This is a genomic window from Cupriavidus sp. CP313 (genome assembly GCF_054072015.1).
In genome coordinates, this window is record NZ_JBSVZB010000032.1 from 12739 (window position 1) to 30651 (window position 17913).

At 61.5% G+C, this 17913-nt stretch carries 16 protein-coding genes and 2 pseudogenes; 4 read left to right on the top strand and 14 right to left on the bottom strand.

Annotation, left to right across the window (positions count from 1 at the left end; translation table 11 throughout):
* Window positions 1-58 precede the first annotated feature (58 nt).
* Window positions 59-1025: pseudogene (locus tag ACW4E8_RS32060) on the bottom strand (cupin domain-containing protein).
* 156 nt (window positions 1026-1181) lie between these two features.
* Between ACW4E8_RS32060 and ACW4E8_RS32065 the strand changes: the two are divergent.
* Together ACW4E8_RS32065 and ACW4E8_RS32070 are read left to right on the top strand one after the other, a co-directional pair.
* Window positions 1182-1721, top strand: a complete 540-nt coding sequence (locus ACW4E8_RS32065) for a carboxymuconolactone decarboxylase family protein (RefSeq protein ID WP_456808190.1) — start codon at window positions 1182-1184, stop codon at window positions 1719-1721.
* A 668-nt stretch (window positions 1722-2389) separates the two neighbouring features.
* Window positions 2390-3283, top strand: coding sequence for a LysR family transcriptional regulator (locus tag ACW4E8_RS32070; protein WP_456808191.1), 894 nt, complete (start codon window positions 2390-2392; stop codon window positions 3281-3283).
* Window positions 3284-3732: 449 nt separating this feature from the next.
* Here the strand turns inward: ACW4E8_RS32070 and ACW4E8_RS32075 are convergent, their stop codons facing one another.
* From ACW4E8_RS32075 to ACW4E8_RS32090, 4 genes are all read right to left on the bottom strand, one after another.
* A complete protein-coding gene (locus ACW4E8_RS32075; RefSeq protein WP_456808192.1) occupies window positions 3733-4482 on the bottom strand; it encodes an SDR family NAD(P)-dependent oxidoreductase in 750 nt (249 codons plus the stop codon).
* Between the two features lie 49 nt (window positions 4483-4531).
* Window positions 4532-5161, bottom strand: a complete 630-nt coding sequence (locus ACW4E8_RS32080; protein ID WP_456808193.1) for a glutathione S-transferase family protein — start codon at window positions 5159-5161, stop codon at window positions 4532-4534.
* Between the two features lie 220 nt (window positions 5162-5381).
* The gene (locus ACW4E8_RS32085) at window positions 5382-6053 is read right to left on the bottom strand and encodes a peroxiredoxin-like family protein (RefSeq protein WP_456808194.1); all 672 of its coding nucleotides are present in this window, start codon (window positions 6051-6053) and stop codon (window positions 5382-5384) included.
* A gap of 500 nt (window positions 6054-6553) precedes the next feature.
* Window positions 6554-6853: a hypothetical protein gene (locus ACW4E8_RS32090; protein WP_456808195.1), complete on the bottom strand. Its 300-nt coding sequence runs from the start codon at window positions 6851-6853 to the stop codon at window positions 6554-6556.
* Window positions 6854-7550: 697 nt separating this feature from the next.
* Here ACW4E8_RS32090 and ACW4E8_RS32095 point away from each other — a divergent pair.
* Window positions 7551-8330, top strand: coding sequence for a transcriptional regulator (locus ACW4E8_RS32095; RefSeq protein WP_456808251.1), 780 nt, complete (start codon window positions 7551-7553; stop codon window positions 8328-8330).
* A gap of 366 nt (window positions 8331-8696) precedes the next feature.
* Window positions 8697-9137, top strand: coding sequence for a hypothetical protein (locus tag ACW4E8_RS32100; protein ID WP_456808196.1), 441 nt, complete (start codon window positions 8697-8699; stop codon window positions 9135-9137).
* A gap of 181 nt (window positions 9138-9318) precedes the next feature.
* Here ACW4E8_RS32100 and ACW4E8_RS32105 read toward each other — a convergent pair whose 3' ends face one another.
* The 9 genes and pseudogenes from ACW4E8_RS32105 to ACW4E8_RS32145 all read right to left on the bottom strand — a co-directional run bounded on the left by ACW4E8_RS32105 (window position 9319) and on the right by ACW4E8_RS32145 (window position 17110).
* Window positions 9319-9921, bottom strand: coding sequence for a hypothetical protein (locus ACW4E8_RS32105; protein WP_456808197.1), 603 nt, complete (start codon window positions 9919-9921; stop codon window positions 9319-9321).
* Between the two features lie 236 nt (window positions 9922-10157).
* Window positions 10158-10508 (bottom strand): Rieske (2Fe-2S) protein, encoded by a 351-nt coding sequence (locus ACW4E8_RS32110; RefSeq protein ID WP_456808198.1) that lies wholly within the window; start codon window positions 10506-10508, stop codon window positions 10158-10160.
* 3 nt (window positions 10509-10511) lie between these two features.
* A complete protein-coding gene (locus ACW4E8_RS32115) occupies window positions 10512-10823 on the bottom strand; it encodes a YciI family protein (RefSeq protein WP_456808199.1) in 312 nt (103 codons plus the stop codon).
* 5 nt (window positions 10824-10828) lie between these two features.
* Window positions 10829-11698, bottom strand: coding sequence for a dioxygenase family protein (locus ACW4E8_RS32120; RefSeq protein WP_456808200.1), 870 nt, complete (start codon window positions 11696-11698; stop codon window positions 10829-10831).
* A 34-nt stretch (window positions 11699-11732) separates the two neighbouring features.
* Window positions 11733-12801 (bottom strand): annotated as a pseudogene (locus ACW4E8_RS32125) (maleylacetate reductase).
* A gap of 9 nt (window positions 12802-12810) precedes the next feature.
* Window positions 12811-14274: an aldehyde dehydrogenase family protein gene (locus ACW4E8_RS32130; RefSeq protein WP_456808201.1), complete on the bottom strand. Its 1464-nt coding sequence runs from the start codon at window positions 14272-14274 to the stop codon at window positions 12811-12813.
* A 52-nt stretch (window positions 14275-14326) separates the two neighbouring features.
* Window positions 14327-15352 carry a hydroxyquinol 1,2-dioxygenase gene (locus ACW4E8_RS32135; protein ID WP_456808252.1) on the bottom strand — a complete coding sequence of 342 codons (1026 nt, stop codon included), beginning with the start codon at window positions 15350-15352 and terminating at the stop codon, window positions 14327-14329.
* A 69-nt stretch (window positions 15353-15421) separates the two neighbouring features.
* Complete coding sequence (locus ACW4E8_RS32140; protein WP_456808253.1) at window positions 15422-15916, bottom strand: hydroxyquinol 1,2-dioxygenase; 495 nt, start codon at window positions 15914-15916, stop codon at window positions 15422-15424.
* Window positions 15917-16180: 264 nt separating this feature from the next.
* On the bottom strand, window positions 16181-17110 hold the full coding sequence (locus ACW4E8_RS32145; protein ID WP_456808202.1) for a LysR substrate-binding domain-containing protein: 930 nt from the start codon (window positions 17108-17110) through the stop codon (window positions 16181-16183).
* Window positions 17111-17913 lie beyond the last annotated feature (803 nt).

The following is a 17913-nucleotide window of genomic DNA, read 5'->3' on the forward strand; positions in this document are numbered from 1 at the left end:
AGTCACTGCGTGGCCCCGGGTGGCTCCTTCCGGCGCCGCGAGCGAACGTCCCGCTCACCTACTCCGCCGGCTCGTACCCGGCTGCGGTCGACTCGTCCAAAGGAAGACCATCATCATCTGCACGCTCATCCGAATGCGACGGAGCGCCGATGGTTCGACGCCACTGGGCGGGCGTCATGCCCAGCAGCTCAGTAAATGCTCGCCGGAATGCGGCGACCGATTGATATCCGACAGCTTTCTGCAACCTTCGTCATGGGATCGTTCATGCGGCAGTTCCAGCAAAGCTTCGGACGCACCGCCCATGACTTGCTACTCGCCGTTCGAATGAGTTTGGCGGCAAACGCGCTAAAGAGTCGCGCGCGACATATTGCAGCGCTGTGCGAGCTCGGGCACCGTCCACGGAAACGCGGGCTCGTTGAAGTTCGCGGAAATCGCTGGCGCTAACCGCGGATGCCCCGCCAAGCCCAGAAGACCGGTTAGGGGGTTGGTCCGATTCGCTCGCTAAACGCATGCTCAGCGCAAACAACATCGTCGACAGCGCGTTAAGCATCGCATGCCCGCCCAGGCGAAATCCCAGGGATTCAGCCCGCACAGTTCCATAAGGCTCGTGAGTCGCGCCTGCGTGCTGCCCGCCGGTTCAGATTCCGATGCTCTAACCACAAGTGCTGTCGGTAGAAACTCGCGCGCCAATCGATCATGTGGAGGAGCGACAAAGAAGCGGCCGCAGAGCATGTCGAGCGGTTCCCCTTGGCCGTCGTTCTCACTGACCGTAACGTTGACGTCGCTTCGAACGCGCGCGGGCACGGCCAGGCGGCCACTTCCGTCGTGGAGCGTGTGCGCCGAGCCGTGTGGCAATAGCACGATATCACCCGCCTGAAGCACAACTGGCGCGGTGTTGGCCGGCCCGTCGAGAATCGCCGAGCCGTTGAGCACGACATGGTATGGAATGCCCAGCTGGGACTCCTCATAGACGATGTGCCATGGCGAGCCGTAGGCACATCGTCGAGTTGACCTGTGACAGTCATGATTTCAAGCAGTCTGCTCAGCCAATCTTTAGGAGGGGGACATGATTCCGCGACCTGAGCCTTTGGAGCACTCTTATGAGTCAATGCGGCCTCGGCAAGATCATTCGGCATGCCTACACTAAAGCCTCACCTAACCGATTTCTTCAGGAGTCAATGATGAGCCGTATTACCGTACCAGCAATCGATTCAGCAGTTGGTGCCACCGCTGAAGTCTATGCACAGGTCAAGCGCGCGACGGGCGGTAGCGTGCCCAACCTTTTCGCGGCGCTCGGTCACATTGCGCCCGCCACGCTTGAGGCAGTACTGAACGCAGAGGGGGCTCTCGCAGCCGGCAGCCTTAGCAAGCAAGACCTGGAGACGATTAAGCTGCTAGTCAGCGAGTTGACCGGTTGCGACTACTGCATTGCTGCACATGTCATGCTTGGCAAGATGGCGGGACTATCACCCGAAACGGTTCGCTGGATTCGTGCCGGCCAGTCCACTGGCGACGCGAAGCGTGACGCGCTGATTCAATTCGTTCGAGCGATCCATGAGACGAGCGGGACTATCAGCAATGAGGAATTCACCGCGATTCGCAGCGCGGGGTACACCGATGCGCAACTGGCGGACATCGCACTGACGATCGGCCTGACCGTGTTCACAAACACGTTTAATCGCGTCAACGACACGGACCTGGATTTCCCCCCAGCGAACTGACTTAGCAGCCGGGGAGGACGAACCGCGAGCCCGCCCTCCCGGCAAGCCGCAGATGACCACGACGCCTGCAATGCGCCGACCTATGGGACAGCCAACCCCAGTCGTTTACTTTCGTCCGCGATCAAGGGCGATCGGGGTTGCCATGGGCCTAGCGGCTGGGTTGCCTTGCGGCAGGAACAAGCGCGGCCCATACCGTTCTCGCCGCTACCCGAAAACCTGGCCTGGCGGGTGCAGTGGCAACAGTTGGCAGTTGGCGCACCACATCGCCCTGATTCCGCCTGTTTCCCTTTTGAGGCCGATTCGGCGGTGCCCAAATTTCCTTTACAGCGAGGCCTACTACCCTCGCTCCATCTTTGTGGAAAGTCCTCGCGGCAAGGCTTACGTTGATGCTTATGTGCCGATTGGGCGGCTGGGGAGGCCGGAAGAGATCGGTGAAGTTGTTTTCGTTCCTGGCTACGACCCAACAAGATCCCTGACCGGTGCGGTGATTGATTTCTCCGGGGGCTGGCCCGCCACGGCGCCGCGCCCGTCCTAGCTGCGATGTCTGCTCCACCCGACCATTCGGATGCTTTCATCATTGCCCCCGACAGAGCGCCCGCGGTCCCAACGCGGAAACACGAGATGCGCCGTTCCAAATAGAATACCGATGATTCTGGAAGGAGGAACGGATGGACCGCTTTGGAGCAATGGAAACGTTCGTCAGCGTCGTCGAGGCGGGTTCTTTCTCGGGCGCTGCAAAACGGCTTAACCTGGGCCAACCGGGAGTTTCAAAATCCGTCGCGCAACTTGAGGAGTATCTTGGTACACGCCTGCTCCTTCGCTCGACACGTGGTCTCACGACGACCGATGCCGGGCTGAGATTCTATGATCGCGCTAAACGGGCGCTGGAGGAAGCGGCCGAGGCCGAGCAGGCAGCACGGGATTCATCTGCGGGTCTTTCCGGGCGACTTCGCGTATGTGCGGCTGTTACATTCGCGCGCCTGCATATTCTGCCTGCGCTGAAAGCGTTCATGGATGAGCACCCGCACCTCGAGATCGATATTTTGCTGGACGACAGGAATGTCGATCTGCTGGAAGAGGGCGTGGACGTAGCATTCCGCATGGGATCGTTGGAGGACTCTAGCATGACGGCGCGCCATATTGCGCAGAGTCCCAGAGTTGTAGTCGGCACGCCGCGATATTTCGAGGTGGCCGGCGTCCCGGTGACACCGGCCGACCTCAGCCAGCACGAGGCGATTGTTTACTCGCAGCGTGGGGGCGGCGAAACGTGGGCTTTCAGCCAGGGAAGCAGAGAGGTCTCGGTGGTCGTTTCGGGGAGGGTCCGCGTTAGCGCGGCAGAAGGGATTCGGACGGCGGTACTTGGAGATATCGGTCTCGCCGTTGCCTCGCAATGGATGTTTTCTCCCGAGCTCTCGGCAGGAAAAGTTCGAGCAGTACTCACGGACTGGAGATTGCCGCCCATAGATCTCTGGGCGCTTTTTCCCTCCGGACGACTGGTAACTTCAAAGGCTCGGGCGTTCGTGGCATTTGTTGAGACGATTTTGGCCGCACAGTCGCCCTGAGGCTATGGCAATGCGCTACCGGTGCCAGCATCGCCGACATTCGCAGCTTGCGGTTTCGCGCCATGATGCAAGCATGTCTCCTCCAATCGCTCGCGGGATTCACTTCCATTGCATGCGGCCCGCAGGAATGACCGCCCATAATTCGCATGGCGGTAGGCGCCAGTCTTCCAAGACAGGCCTGATATGACCGCATCGGAGCTCTTTTTCAAACCTCTATTCGGAGACGACGGCAAGGTCGGCGCCTGCGAGGACAGCTTCACGCACGCCCTCCGTGGCGTTCAGCGACAAGCGGCCCAAGAAGGACAGGGAAACTTCCGCTTCATCTCTGCGAAACGTCCATACTCGATTACTTCTGCTCTGGCTTCAAACAATGAAGTCATGCGATGCGAAATCGGCTGGCGTAGTTATGGATGCCACGAGGTTGCCGCGGCATCCATCCTTGATCGCGCTTAGACCTGGGTCAATCCACCGTCCACAAACAGCTCAATGCCGGCTACGTAGCTACTGTCGTCCGATGCAAGAAATAGCACAGCCGCTGCCAGCTCTTCAGGTCGTCCGACGCGACCCAGGGGCGTCGCAGCTGCAAATTTCGCACGCAGCTCGTCAGCTTCTTCCTGTGTAGAGACCTGGTTTTCGATGATAGGCGTGTCGATCGCCCCTGGGCTTACCGCGTTGACACGAATGCCGCGACCTTTCAACTCAGTGGTCCATGTCCTCGCGAGCGACCTTACCGCTGCCTTGGCGGCACTATACGTGTCGTGCGCCTGTAATCCTAGGACGCCGGCTACCGAGCTTGTCAGGATCACGCTGCCGCCGTCTCGCAGCAGAGGAAGTGCCTTCTGCACGGTGAAGATCAATCCCCGAACGTTGACATCGAAAGTCCTGTCATAGTGTTCCGGAGTAATCTCCTCAAGTGTCTTTTGCTCGATTGCTCCGGAATTCGCAAATAGTACGTCGATACTACCCCGTTTCTCACGCACAATCGCGTAAAGTCGGTCCAGGTCTTCGAGCTTTGTCACATCGGCTTTGACCGCGGTGACATTCCGACCGATTTCTGCGGCCGCCCGCTCGAGTTCCTCCTGCCGGCGACCGACTATGAATACATAGGCACCCTCGGCAACGAACCGCTTCGCCGTGGCGAGGCCAATGCCGCTGTTTCCACCGGTTATGACGGCTGTTTTGTTTAATAGTCGATCCACGAGCTCTCCTTGGAAGTAGGTCTGTTCCGGAAACGTGCACGCAACATCATCACGCGGCCAAAGGGACCAGGCTCTCGACTTTCTCTATTGCCATCACGACTGCAGGGCGGCGTTGCACAGCTTCGTACCAACGCTGGACGTTAGGTACATCGTCTAGTGTCAAGTCAGGAAAGCCGCGGCGCCAGATCCACCCAAAATGAGCAATGTCGGCGATCGAGAATTCGTTACCGGCAACAAACTCTCCACGCTCCAGAACGCCATCAAGAAGGCTCAGCTGACGCTTGGATTCGGTGACGAACCGCTCAACGGCGAGCGGAAGGTGTTCAGGCGCAAACTTCTGGAAGTAACCGGCTTGTCCGAAGGCTGGACTCAACCCCGACGCGTGTACAAAGAGCTGCTCAAAGGTTCGTGCCCGGGTGACAGGGCTCTGCGAAAGAAGCTTGCCATGTTTCTCTGCGAGGTAGACCAGGATGGCGGCTGATTCGCTTAGGACAATCGCCCGGTCGGTGTCGTTAAGCACGGGCACCTTTGCATTAGGGTTGAGCTCGAGAAAGCTCTCGCTTTTTTGCTCGCCCTGGCGCACGTTCACAGCATGCAGCTTATAGGGAACCCCAAGCTCCTCAAGAGCGATGGGAACCTTCACGCTGTTTGGTGTCGAAAACGCAAAAACGTTGTACATACAATGTTCAGTTGGACCAGTCGCACCGAACGACGACCGTGTCGGACAATAAGTGCCAGAGGAAGCGGTCGGGCGCTCAGGAACGCCTATCGGAAAGGGCGCGCGACCTCGCTGCGGCGGAGCGCTCGCCATGCAGCGCCGCGCTGGTGCCGGAGCGCCAGCGAAGTCGGAGCGCGCATGGCAGCGGTTCCAGCCCCCTAACCGTGAGGCGAGCGTAATCTCAGGTGCGCTGCGCCGCCTTCTCCAGGACCGGGAAGATCTCCGAAGGATCGGGACGATGCGTGTAATCCGGATTCACTTCCGAATAGAGCACCACGCCGTCCTGGCCGATTACATAACGCGCCGGCATCGGCAGCGTCCAGCTCGGATCACCGTTAAACGCAGGCAGATCGTTCTTGAGCATCTTGTACAGATCAACGAGGTAGTCGGGCAGGTTGAAGCGCAGGCCGAACGCGGCGGCAGTTTCATTCTTGACGTCGCTCAGCACAGGGAAGCCAAGTTCGTTCGTTCGAACCGATTTGCGGCTATTTACTGCCGTCTGCGGCGAGATGGCAACGACATTTGCTCCCAAGGCTTTGAACTTCGGAAGCACTTCATTCAGAGCTTGAAGTTCGATATTGCAGTACGGACACCATACTCCACGGTAGAAGCTCACGATGAGCGGACCTTGGGCGAGGAGTTCTGTAGAGGAAACCTCATTGCCCTCTTGGTCAAGCAAACGGAATTGGGGGGCACGGTCGCCGGCCTTGATCGCTCGCGATGCTTGGCCGCTGGCGATGAGCTCTGCCGTGGCACGTTCCATGATCGGGTGAATTTCCGGCGGAGCGTTGTAAGGCGGCTTGCCAGCCTTGAAGTCTGCTTTGAAGGCGTCGAGTTTGTCTTGAAGTGCCATCTTAGATCTCCATTGGTTACGTGGGTATCGTCTGGGACAGGCGAATTGGGTTCGTCTTGGACACCATCTTGGGATAAGACCGCTTACGTCGGTAGGTACCGCTGACGAATAACACCCATTCTTTCGTGGAATGCCCTGGGCACAGGTTCCACCGAACAGGGGGTATCGAGGTGTGCTAGACGACCCTAATTCGGCCGTTGTGGGCCACCGTCGAGTTGATGATCCCCGACGGAATTTCGCGGCTGTGCCGGCGATTGAAACTGGGGATGCCGAAGCGGCGCAGAAGTTACATACTGCAGTTTGACAGGAGGCGCATCGTGCTCGCTTAATGCGCAAGTACGGCGTTGGAACCGCCAGTGAACTGATCGCACATCTCATTGGCCGCCACCGGTTTTTCCAACGACGGGGCGATGCCTTGGCAGGGCACTGTCAGGCCAACGCACTGCCGGCGCCCTCAATCAAGGGTGATCTTGCCCGCCTTGACGATCTCGGCATAACCGTCATATCGCGTCGATCAGCTTACGGAATTCACCAGAGGTTCCGCCTGCCGGCACGAAGCCAAGGTTCGTCAGCTTCTTCGCGACGTCGGAGTTGCCCGTGGCTGCGGCAGTCTCCTTGGCCATGCGATCAATAATCGACTGCGGGGCGCCGGCCGGCGCGTACTTGGCGGAGACGGTGTTAGCGCGGTCGCCGACGCTATCGACCATCCATACCAGCGCAAGAAGCTGGTGTATATCCAGGCCGGTGTGGGTACGGCAGTGACACTTTCGCTTCGTTTCATCCAAGTCTTTGATCTGCAAGGAGATTCGGCCCATGGCGCCAACTTGACGGGCAGAGGGGGAGTGTTAAAGACCTTGGGGTTTCCAGCACAGAGCGCCCAGGAGGAGAGGTCCGGGCTTGCGAAAGCGGAATATTGGGAAATTCGTATTGGCGCGAACACCAGCCGCCAATGCCCGGGTTCGTGCGAATAGTGCGGTGCGGCCACATCCGCCGGTACCCTGCGTGGGTAGGGAAAGCTGAGTTGAGCCAATCCCCCCAGATAGAGGGATGCATTTCCGTCGCCTCTCCCCAAAACTCTGCGCCGGCCTATAAATTATTCGAGCAACCGTGATCAGGATGTCTATTGACCACGCTAACAGGCTGCTGAAATATCTGCAGTCGTTTGTATGGAAAATCTAATAACAAAGTAAAGAATTAATACAGGAACGGGAATTTCAACTTATATCAAGAGCACGGCGTCACGGTTGAGGCTGTTTGGCTTCGACAATCCGCCACTTGCCAGAGGGGACAATTTCGTAGCAGTCCTGGGAGCCTCCGATCTTGAGCGCTAAAACTGCCCCGGGAACCGCGCGAAAGCGGGATAAAGCACGCGGAAGCCGGAATCTATGCTCGTCACTATAAAACTGGCGCGGATTGGTTCGTTGGGATCTTCTGATTATTAAAAATAATTATGCAAATCGGTGCCTTAGGCAAACACTGAAAATTGAAGAAATGGATATAGAGCAGAACAAATATTTTTCGGGGGAGCAATTGGACGCGTACTTTGCCTCCTATGTAGGAATGGACGGTGGTAATCCAGCCGCTGCGGTCTGGATCTGTGATCGCAATCCTCAGCCATGGAAGGAATCACTCGTCTCGCCACTGATTCCGTGCGCGTTCCCCAAAGCCTGGGACGAAGCTTTTCGTGAGCGTCATCGTGACAGCATGGGCCGGTGGCAAAGCCATCAGAAGATCGCACGCATTATGTCTGCGGCACGCTCGGAGACGTATCAGCGGCCGGAAAGCGAATGCGATTGGAAGCGCTATTTTGAACGCCACCTCTATGCGCAGTACGGGGCGGAGTTCAAGCTGAGTCTCTTCCCGCTGCCCTTGACGCTCGCGGGAGGCACACCGTGGTCGAGGGCGTTTCGCGGGCAACCAGTATTGGTGCCAAAACAGCGCTATGTTGACCTGTGTCGCACCGGGAGCCGCTTCCGCTTTATCGCCGAAATACGTGCGCGCTGGCGGCCAAAGGTCGTGCTGTGCCTGGGCGAACGGCACATGCGTGACTACGTGCAAGCCTTTAATCTGGAGAGAGCGAAACGCTGGCGGCAAATTCTCCAGCCGGCCGATCTCGCCAAGATGCTTGACGTGATGGAGCACGACGGCACGGTCTGGGTCGTCTGCCCGGCGTTGGCCGGCGCATCGGGCCTTACATCGGACGTGCTGCTCGAGGCGATGGGGCGCTACATCGCTCAGTGGCTCGTGCCCGCGGACTTTTCCAAGCTGCATGATTGACCGCACTCTGGGCCGCGCGATGTTGTAAGCCTGTGCGCCATATCCCTGCCCCATCGAGAGGTCGCTTCAGAAAACGTAGCGCAAAATAGATTTGTCACCGGGGGTATCCGGCTGGAACACTTGCCGCACAAAGGTGGCGGAAAATGAATTGACAATTTTATCGACGCTCTAGAAAAAATGAATCAGTCAATTCGCATTAGTCCGAATTAAATTCGTCTTGTTGCATCCTAGACTTCGAATCCCGCCCGTAAGGTACTGATCTTATGGAAGATTCTTGGAAAGTCTCCGAGCCGATCGCAATTGTCCGACCTTACGGGGCACACCGCCTCGAAGCTTTTAGTCTAAAGCTGAATCGACGGATCATGGTTGTACCGACGGCCCGCGTTCGACCTGTGGATCGTGATTGAGTCCGATCCAGAAGTTCGCGTGTTTTGCGAGCGTCCTGGCTATATTCAGTTCCGAGGTAAACGGAGCCTCGCCGACTTCCTCGTGTCATACGCAGATCGGCAAGAACTTCTTGTTATCCTGCCCGATCCAATTGTTGGAGACGATGCGAAACCAATCGCGAATCTTGACGCCGGCGACAGAAACGTCCGGTTGGTCCAGGACGCGGAACTGGCGGCCTCGCGTATCTGGATCGACAACTGGCAGCGCACGTTGCCTTGCATCGTTGCCACGCGTGGCCTTCTACCGGCGTCACTTCTTGGAATCGTTGAGGACTTCGTAGCCAGTCCGCAGCCCCTGTTCGCCATCGAGCGCGAACTATCAAAATGTGATCCCATCGCTCGTGCGAGCGGCCGTATTTAAGCTGCTGCACGTTTTATCAAATCGGTTACGAGCGTAACCCGCCCCGAATCCGGTGTCGCGCCAGGCCACGGCAGCCGGCGGTTGCTGCTTGTCGTTGGCCTGTCACATCGGCCTCTACCATCCCCAGTTTGCGGAATGTAGCAGTTGGCTCGTCGGGCATCAGCACGTCTGGTCCTGGAGTCTAGCTGTCGCCCAAATCGCCCAGCGTCTCGATCGCTCGGAAACAACAGCGCCTTGCCGTTCGAAATGCCTTCAGCGTAAAGCCCTTCTGCGTCAGCACAGGGGGAAAGCCCAACTTGGCATCGCCCCACGCATTGCCGTCGCCGTCATTCGGAAACAGTCCCCCAACCGTTTTGTTGGTCTGCACCGATTGCCACATGGCTGTGTAGACGCTGATCACATCTTCCAGCCCCCAGAAGAAGTGGTAGGTGAAGTTGAAACCCTTCTTCGGATCCCCCTTGCGGCCGAAGAACCATGGCTGCCACGGCACTACGGTGGATACGCATGGCGTCTCGTTCAGCTCGCACGCATCGCACACGGGGTTGGCGGTTTCAGGGCTGCCGGAGACCAGCATGATGTCGACCTTGTCCTTGAGGATCAGGTCGCTCGCCACCTCGCCTGCGGGGTTGGGGTTGGACTGGCTGTCCTTCACCAGGATGCTGACCGGATACGTCTTGCCGCCCAAGGCCGTACCCGACTTCAGTGCGGTCTGCGCATGGGTGCCGCGACGGCGAGTGCGCCGCCCGCCGCGAGCTTGCTTGCAATCGAATGGATGCGAGTTCATTGGGTTTCCTGTCTCCTGTCTCCTGTCTCCTGTCGCATCTGCTGAATGATGAAGCGGTCGGCCTCGCCGAACGGCGCCAGCGGACTGGTCTGCGGCGACACGTAGCCGATCTTCAGCGTGCGGGAACCGGCTGCCTGTGCCAGCGGCGCGAGCGTTGTATTAGGAAAAAGCTCCCCTGCGGCGCGAGCTCCCTGGCGCCGTATTGCGAGGCGGATTGCCTGTGTCGTGTGGTGTGGTCAGGGCGCCAAGGGCATGCCCGGGGCGCAGCGCACTTCGCCGTCGACCACGCGGATCGCTACCGGCGTCAGCGCAGCGCCTGTGCACGGCCCGTCGATGCAGTGGCCGTCCTCGAAGCGGAACAGCGCGCTGTGATGGGCGCACATCAGCACCTGGCCGTCATAGGTCAGCACTTGGCCTGGTTCGTAGTCCAGGCACACCGAGAAGTGCGGACAGCGGTTGAGGTAGGCCCAGGCATCCTGCCCGCGGCGGACCACCACCACGCCAGTGCCGTCGGCGTGGCCGGCATCGACCACGCAGGCGCCGCCGTCGGGTACGGATTGGAGCCGGCACAACAGTACGCCAGCCATGATCTACACCCGCCTCTCGGGGTTGCCCAGACTCCAGTCCCAGGGCCGGATCTCGATGCGCTCGAACAGGCCGGCGTGCATGTAGGGGTCGCCGCACAGGAAGCGTTTCACGTCTTCGAGATGCTCGGCCTCGATGACCAGCAGCGTGCCGTTCATGGTCTCGTCCTGTGCGTCAAGGGTCGGGCCGCCCAGGCGCACAAAGACCCGGTGGTCGGCGGCGGCGCGCAGGTAGGCACGGTGGGCGGGTCGGACCCGATCGCGCACGGCGCGCATGCCCGGCTTGTCGGTGGCGAAGATGGCATAGAAGCGTGACATGAGGCTCACCGTGGCTCGAGCACGAAGTCGTAGTGCGCTTCGCGGAACGGGCCGTCGAAGCCGAAGCGCGCGGCCAGCGGATGACTGGCATCGCGTTCCTCGTAGGCGACCTGCAAGGACGGCATGACTCCGAACACCGCGTCCGATGCCAGATAAGGATCGCCTTGGTTGAACAGGTGCGTCACCAGCTTGCGATGCCCCGCCGCATCGATCATGAACAGGTGTGCCGGCCGCCACGGATGGCGGTTGGTGGCCTCGAGCATGCGGCCCACCGGCCCGTCGGTGGGAATCGGGTAGCAGACTGGCACGATGGTGCGGATCGCGTAGTAGCCGTCGGCATCGGTGCGGTAGCGGCCGCGCAGGTTGCCGCCTGGCTGTGCCATGTCCTGCCCGGAATACATGCCGTTGGCGGCGGTCTCCCAGACGTTGAGGACGGCGTCGCGCAGCGGCGTGCCGTCGGTCGAGCAGACGCGCCCATGCACCAGCGCGGGCATGCCCGCTGTAGCCGCCATGTTTTCGCCACAGGCGCGCTCGGGCATGCCGGGGATGTAGAACGGGCCGAACACGGTGGTGTCGGTGGCGCCGCTGGCGTGGCGGTGGTTGATCGCATCGTCCAGCATCCACACGCCCAGCGTGTCGGACAGCAGAATGAATTCGTGCCGCACCAGCCCGTCGCATATTTTGCCGGTGTCCGTCAGGAAGCGGATTGCGGCGAACCACTCTTCCTGGGTCGGCTCCACTTCGCGCACGTAGGCGTGCAGGTGCCGCACCAGCGCCTGCATCAGCGTGCGCATACGCGGGTCCGGCGTATCGGCCAGGCGCGCCACGACCTGCTCGGTCAGAGCCGCCTCGGCAGCGGTGTGGGATGTCTCCATGGGTTATCCTTGGGGGGCGCCGCGAGGCGGGCGCTCACGCCGGCATCTCGCCGCGCCAGGCGCGGCCGAGCAGGGCGCGAATCGCCGCCGGCTCGATCGGCCGCGGATTGTAGTAGGGATTGGAGCAGGCCAGGGTGGCGGCTTCGTCCAGTCCCGCTTCCGGCATGCCGGCTTCAGCCAGCGCCGTCGGGATGCCCAGCGCCTGGTTCAGCCTGAACAGCAGCGGCCCCGCATCGGCAGCCTGTTCGCCGCCCAGCGCCCGCGCCGCGCGCAGCAGCGCCTGCGGCGCGGCGGCGTGGTTGTAGTGGGCGGTGTGCGGCAGCATGGCGGCATGGGTCTGCGCGTGCGGCAGGTTGAAGGTGCCGCCCAGCGTGTGGCAAAGCTTGTGGTGCAGCGCCAATCCCACGTTGCCGAGGCACACGCCGGCAAGCCAGGCGCCATAAGGCGCGCGGCTGCGCGCGTCGATATCGGCCGGATTGCGCACCACCGCGGGCAGCGCGCCAGCCAGCGCGCGGATCGCTTCCTCGGCCATCAGGCTGATGATCGGGTTTGCGTCCTGAGCATACAGGGCTTCCACGGCATGGGCCATGGCATTCATGCCCGGAGGCCGCCGAAATGGCTGCGGGCAGCGTCAGCGTGAGTTCCGGATCGTAGAGTACGGTCCGGGGCAGCACGCGCGGGTCACGCCCGGTGGTCTTCAGGCGGCCTTCAGTGATGCCGTAGATCGGCGTGACTTCCGAGCCGGCATACGTGGTGGGTACGGCCAGGATCGGCTGCGCCGATTCCAGCGCGATGGCCTTGCCCAGCCCGATCGTGGAACCGCCGCCCACGGCCACGTAGCAATCGGCGCCGAGCCGCTGCGCTTCGGCCCGCGCAGCGCGGGCGGCCTCGACCGGCACGTGCATCACCGCCTGGTCATGGACGCCGGCGGGGCGCTCGCCGAGCAGCGCCGCCGCGCGCTCGCCCAGGCCGCGCTGCTCTGGCGTGGTCAGCACCAGCGCGCGGTGCGCGCCAAGCCGGGCCACTTCATCAGGCAGCTGCGTCAGCGCACCGTGCCCGAAGACTACGCGCGACGGCGCGCACTGGTAGACAAAGGCTTCCATCGCAACCTCTCAGCGCTTGAAATGCGGCGGCACGACCGCATCCACGTTGACCCATACCGAGCGCGCCTCGGTGTAGTCGTGCATGGCCTCGAAGCCCATCTCGCGGCCGTAGCCGGACTGGCCCACGCCGCCGAAGGGGCTGCCCGGGTTGACGCGCTTGTAGCAGTTGATCCAGCACATGCCCGCGCGGATGGCGCCGGCGAGGCGGTGCGCGCGCGACAGATCGCGCGTCCACAGGCCGCTGCCGAGGCCGTATTCCGTCGCATTGGCGATGGCCAAAGCTTCTTCGTCATTACCGAAGCGCAGCACCGTGACGAAGGGGCCGAACACTTCTTCCTGCGCCACGCGGTCATGCGGCCGGGCTTCGACGATGGTCGGTTCGACGTAGTAGCCGGCCGACAAGCCCTGCGCCGCTGGCGCCCTGCCGCCCGCCAGCACACGGGCGCCCTGTTCGCGCGCAATGTCGAAATAGGACAGCACGCGGTCGCGGTGCTGCGCTGACGTCAGCGGACCCATCTCGGTCTCCGGATCGAGCGGGTTGCCCAGCCGGATCGAGCCGGCCAGCGCGCTGAAGCACTCAAGGAAGGCATCGGCGATGCGCTCGTGCAGCACCAGGCGCGAGCCTGCGATGCAAGCCTGACCCTGGTTGTGGAAGATCGCCCAGGCCGCGCCGTTGACGGCGGCATCCAGGTCGGCATCGTCGAACACGATGTTGGCGCCCTTGCCGCCCAGCTCCAGCTGCACACGCTTGAGGTTGCCCTGCGAGGCGGCGACGATGCGACGGCCGGTGGCGGTGGAGCCGGTAAAGGCGATCTTGCCCACGCCGGGGTGCTCGGCCAGCCGCTGGCCGGCGGTATGGCCATATCCCGGCACCATGTTGACTACGCCCTCGGGAATGCCCACTTCGGCCATCAGTTCGGCGATGCGCAGGGAGGACAGCGGCGTCAGCTCCGACGGCTTGATCACCACGGTGTTGCCGGCGGCCAGTGCCGGCCCCATCTTCCAGCTGGTGAACATCAGCGGGAAGTTCCACGGCACGATCTGTCCCACCACGCCGATCGGCGCGCGCTGCACGTAGTTGAGGAAGCCGGTCTCGACCGGGATCACCGAGCCCTGCAGCTTGTCGGCCATGCCGCCGAAGTAGCGGAAGCAGGCAGCCGTGCGCGGCACGTCCAGCATGCGCGAATCGCGGATGGGGTGCCCCGTGTCCAGCGATTCGAGCTGTGCCAGCTCCTCGGTGTGGGCTTCGATCTTGTCGGCCAGCTTCAGCAGCAGGCGCCCGCGCTCGGCCGCGGCCATGCGCGACCATTTGGGAAACGCGCGGGCAGCGGCCTCTACGGCCAGGTCGACGTCAGCCGCTTCTGCGGCGGCAATCGCGGTGATCACGCTGCCGTCGTGCGGATTCAGCACGTCGATGGTGCCGCCGCCGATGGCATCGACAAAGCGGCCGTTGATGAATAGCTTGTTCTGCATGGTGCAATCGTTTTCGTAAAGTCGGTCGGGAGGAGGCGTCGGAATTGGACCGTCAGAATTCGACCGGGTAGGGCTTCAGTTCCCCGCTCTCGTGGCGCTTGGGCAGGTTCGGCGTGGCGTTCTCCCAGACCAGTAGCATCGAGCGCTTGGTCGAGTAGCCCTGGTGTCGGATGTCGGCCGGCATGGCGCAGATATCGCCCGCACGCGCAGTGATGCGGGCACGCGGGGCGCCGGTGTTCTTGTCGCCGATGTCCCAGATGATTTCGTCGGACAGTTGCAGGAACCACTCGACGCGGTCGTTGCCGTGGAACACGGGCAGGATGAACTCCTCGGTGGTGGGGCAGAACAGGCTCTGGCCGCAGACGGAGGTCACCGAGGGGTTCCAGGTCACGTCGGAGCGCGACAGGTACTTGAACAGGTTGAAGGCATGCAGCTGTCCTTCGAAGCCGGGCTCGGCGTGGATCTCGGGCTCGTCCTGGGGCACATCGAGGAAAGCGCGGTTGACCGGCAGGTCGTCACGCAGCGGCGAGTCGTCGGGCAGACCCGGCATGCGGCGCGTGGCGATGCGCGTTCGCTCGATGGCGGCGCTGTTCTCGCCATGCTTGCTGCCGAACGCGGTGCCGGTTTCTTCGGGTGCGGCAAACGGATCGAAGCCTTCATTGGTCCAGTCGTGCAGGATGGCCTTGAAGGTGGCCATGATCAGGGGCGTTTCGAAGGTCTCGGTGTAGTCGACACCGGCCTCCTTCATCACGCCGTTAAAGGCGCCCGCGTACATGTCCACCTTGCCGTAGTGGTTACGCGTGCCGATCACGTGGTCGAAGTTGACCCAGCCGTAGAAGAAGCCCCAGGAGACATCGCGCATCATCGCGCGCAGGAAGGCGTCGGCCGGGATGGCGTGTGTGCGGGTCTGCCCCAGGGCAGGCCACTGGACGGTGGCGAAATAGGCGTCGCGCGAAAAGCGGAACGCGCCGAGCGTGAAGGTGCGGTAGCCGGTGCCGGCGTCGGGCGCGCTTGCCTGCACCTTGTCGGCGGCAAAGCCTTGGGCGAGGGTTTCCGGCTTGTCGGCGAGATCGAGCATGGCCATGAGAGGGCTCCTGAATGGATGGCGAGGTTAGGGATGCGGAAGGCGGAAAGCGGAAAGCGGGGATCACTGCAGGCAGATCTCGGCCCACTTCTCCACCGAAAGCGCGCCTTGCTTCGTCTGCAGCACCAGCGTGCACGCCGCAGGGGCGAGGAAGCGATAGGCGCAGCCGGCAGGCAGCAGGCTCTGGTGGCCTTTGCGCAGGGCCACGTAGCCCATCCTGCGGCCTGCCGGGTCCGTGCCGGCGAGCACGGCACCGTCGGCTTGTGCCACTGGCTGCTCCACCGCAATGAACTCGACGCGCACTTCGCCATCCATGGCGATCACGAATTCGTCATGGGCGCAGGCAAACCACGGGGAATCGCCCTCGGCGCGCAGTACCTCGACGACGTATTCGAGGTTCTTGCCGACCACAACTCTTTCGTAAGGCCTTGCCTTCGAGGCAACTTCGAACACATTGGAAAACACATAGTGGCGCGCATCGCCCTGCGTCACTTCGATGCTTCCCTTGTGGTAGTTGTCGAGGGCGCCGAACACGGTCCTGTATGCGGTAGTCATGATGACTGTCTCCTTTTGTCATGGCAGAGTCGTTGGCAGAACAATAAGTGCCATCGCATCGCAACAACAATTGCCTGAATGGTGAATGTGCCCTTCGTGAATTCCGAAGAATGGGTCCTCAGTGAAGCTTTAGCCGACGCATGGCAACGAGCGCCGTTCCCGGCAACGCGGGAACGGAGCTTCTTGTTCTGAGGCAAGGGCGAAAGCACCGACCCCGTCGGCACGAAGGCGACGGGAAATATTCAGATCGACGTCCGGAACAGGCTCTCAGGAAACCCAGCCGCGCGTGAGCAGCGGGATGTCCCACGCCGGCTCGCCGGCCAGGCGTTCGGCCAGGAAGTCCACCAGCATCCTCACCTTGACCGCATGGCGCTGCGTGATGGGATAGACGGCCGCGAAGTGAAACGGCGCGAGCGTATAGTCGGTCAGAACGGGAACCAGGCGCTCGCTCTGGAGATCAGAGCTGGCGACCAGGGTCGGCAGGCAGACGATGCAGGCGCCCGAGGCGGCGTAGTCGCGCAGCAGATGCACGGAGTTGGAGCGCACCTGTCCAGACAGCTCCAGCGACACGGTTTCGTCTCCGCGTGTGAACACCCAGCGACTACGCGAGGGATATCCCGCGTAGAGCGCCGTCGTATGCTGCAGGAGGTCGGCGGGCGCGGCCGGCTTGCCGTGCCGCGCGATGTATTCCGGCGTGGCACAGAACAGCCGCCGCACGGGAAACAGCCGCTTCTCGATCAGCGAACCGGAAATCGGCGGAAAGATCTGGAAAGCAACGTCGAATCCTTCTTCGATCGGGTCGACCACGCGGTCGTTGACGATGATGTCGAGCTGGATGCCGCCGTAGCGCTGCGTGAAGGCATTGAGCAGTTCGCCGAAATGCTCGATCGCGTAGCCGGGCAGCATCTGGATGCGCAGGCGCCCGGTGGGGGTGCCCTTGAGATCGCGCATCTGGTCAGTCAGGCTATTGAGCTGAGAGACCACCTCAGCGCATTCCTTGTAGTAGGCGTCGCCAACTTCCGAGAGGCGCACGTGGCGCGTACTACGGTGGAACAGCGGCGCGCCGATGAACTTCTCGAGTTGCTGTACGCGGCTAGTCACGATCGAACCGGCCAATCCCAACTGTCGCGCCGCCGCGGCAAAACTGCTGGCTTCCGCCACGCGCACGAATGCCTCGATGGCAAGAAAGTAATTCATACTGTCTCTGTCAGAGGTGGGTCTGCATGCCCGCCTTTCTTCGCGATTCCGGAATGGTAGGGCGCGGCCTGGTGCCCATTCATCTGAAATTCTGCGCAATCTGATCGGATCGTATAGTACTCGACCATGAGATCGCCAGGGTCATTCCCTGCGTCCGTGCGCATCCGCGTGAGCGGCGCCATCACAACACGATGCTTCGGTTTGGAAAGATTTGACTTTCGTGCTGCTAAAGAGCTTGCTCATTGCGTCATCCTAGAGTCAGTGTCGGGATGGTGAGATGTTCATGGTAAATCTGGCTTCCCAGAAGAGGCGATTTGGTAATAACTTTCATTCCTTAGCGGAATACCGCCGCGTTCAAGCAAGGGGCGTCTTGCGCGACAAGAAAATAGAACCTCCTCGCACAGTCAAACGCGCCCACGCGGACTCGCCCGTCGGGGCGACGCCGGCCGATATCGATATCGGGCAAGGTGCAGGCGCGCGGTGCTTTACCAGAGCGCTTCCGTCGAAGGTAGGCAGCCTCCGAAGCTTCGTGGGGGCGTGAGACGCGCGAGCATTCTTTTGATCCGATCGAGGATTTCTTTTCGACGGGCGAGTATCTACAGTGCTGTCATGCGGGCTGAACGGTCCCAACAAGTTTTAGCGTCTATTGTCACGGGGGTAGCGTTGTGCTGGGGCGACCTGATGCTCCCGTGGTCGCAGGTATAACCGTGTCGGAAGGAAGGAACTCGAACCGCGCGGAGCACTCTGGCGAATCCAATCTAAGCGGAGCGTGCTGGTGTGAGCTAGTAAGTACACTCGCACGA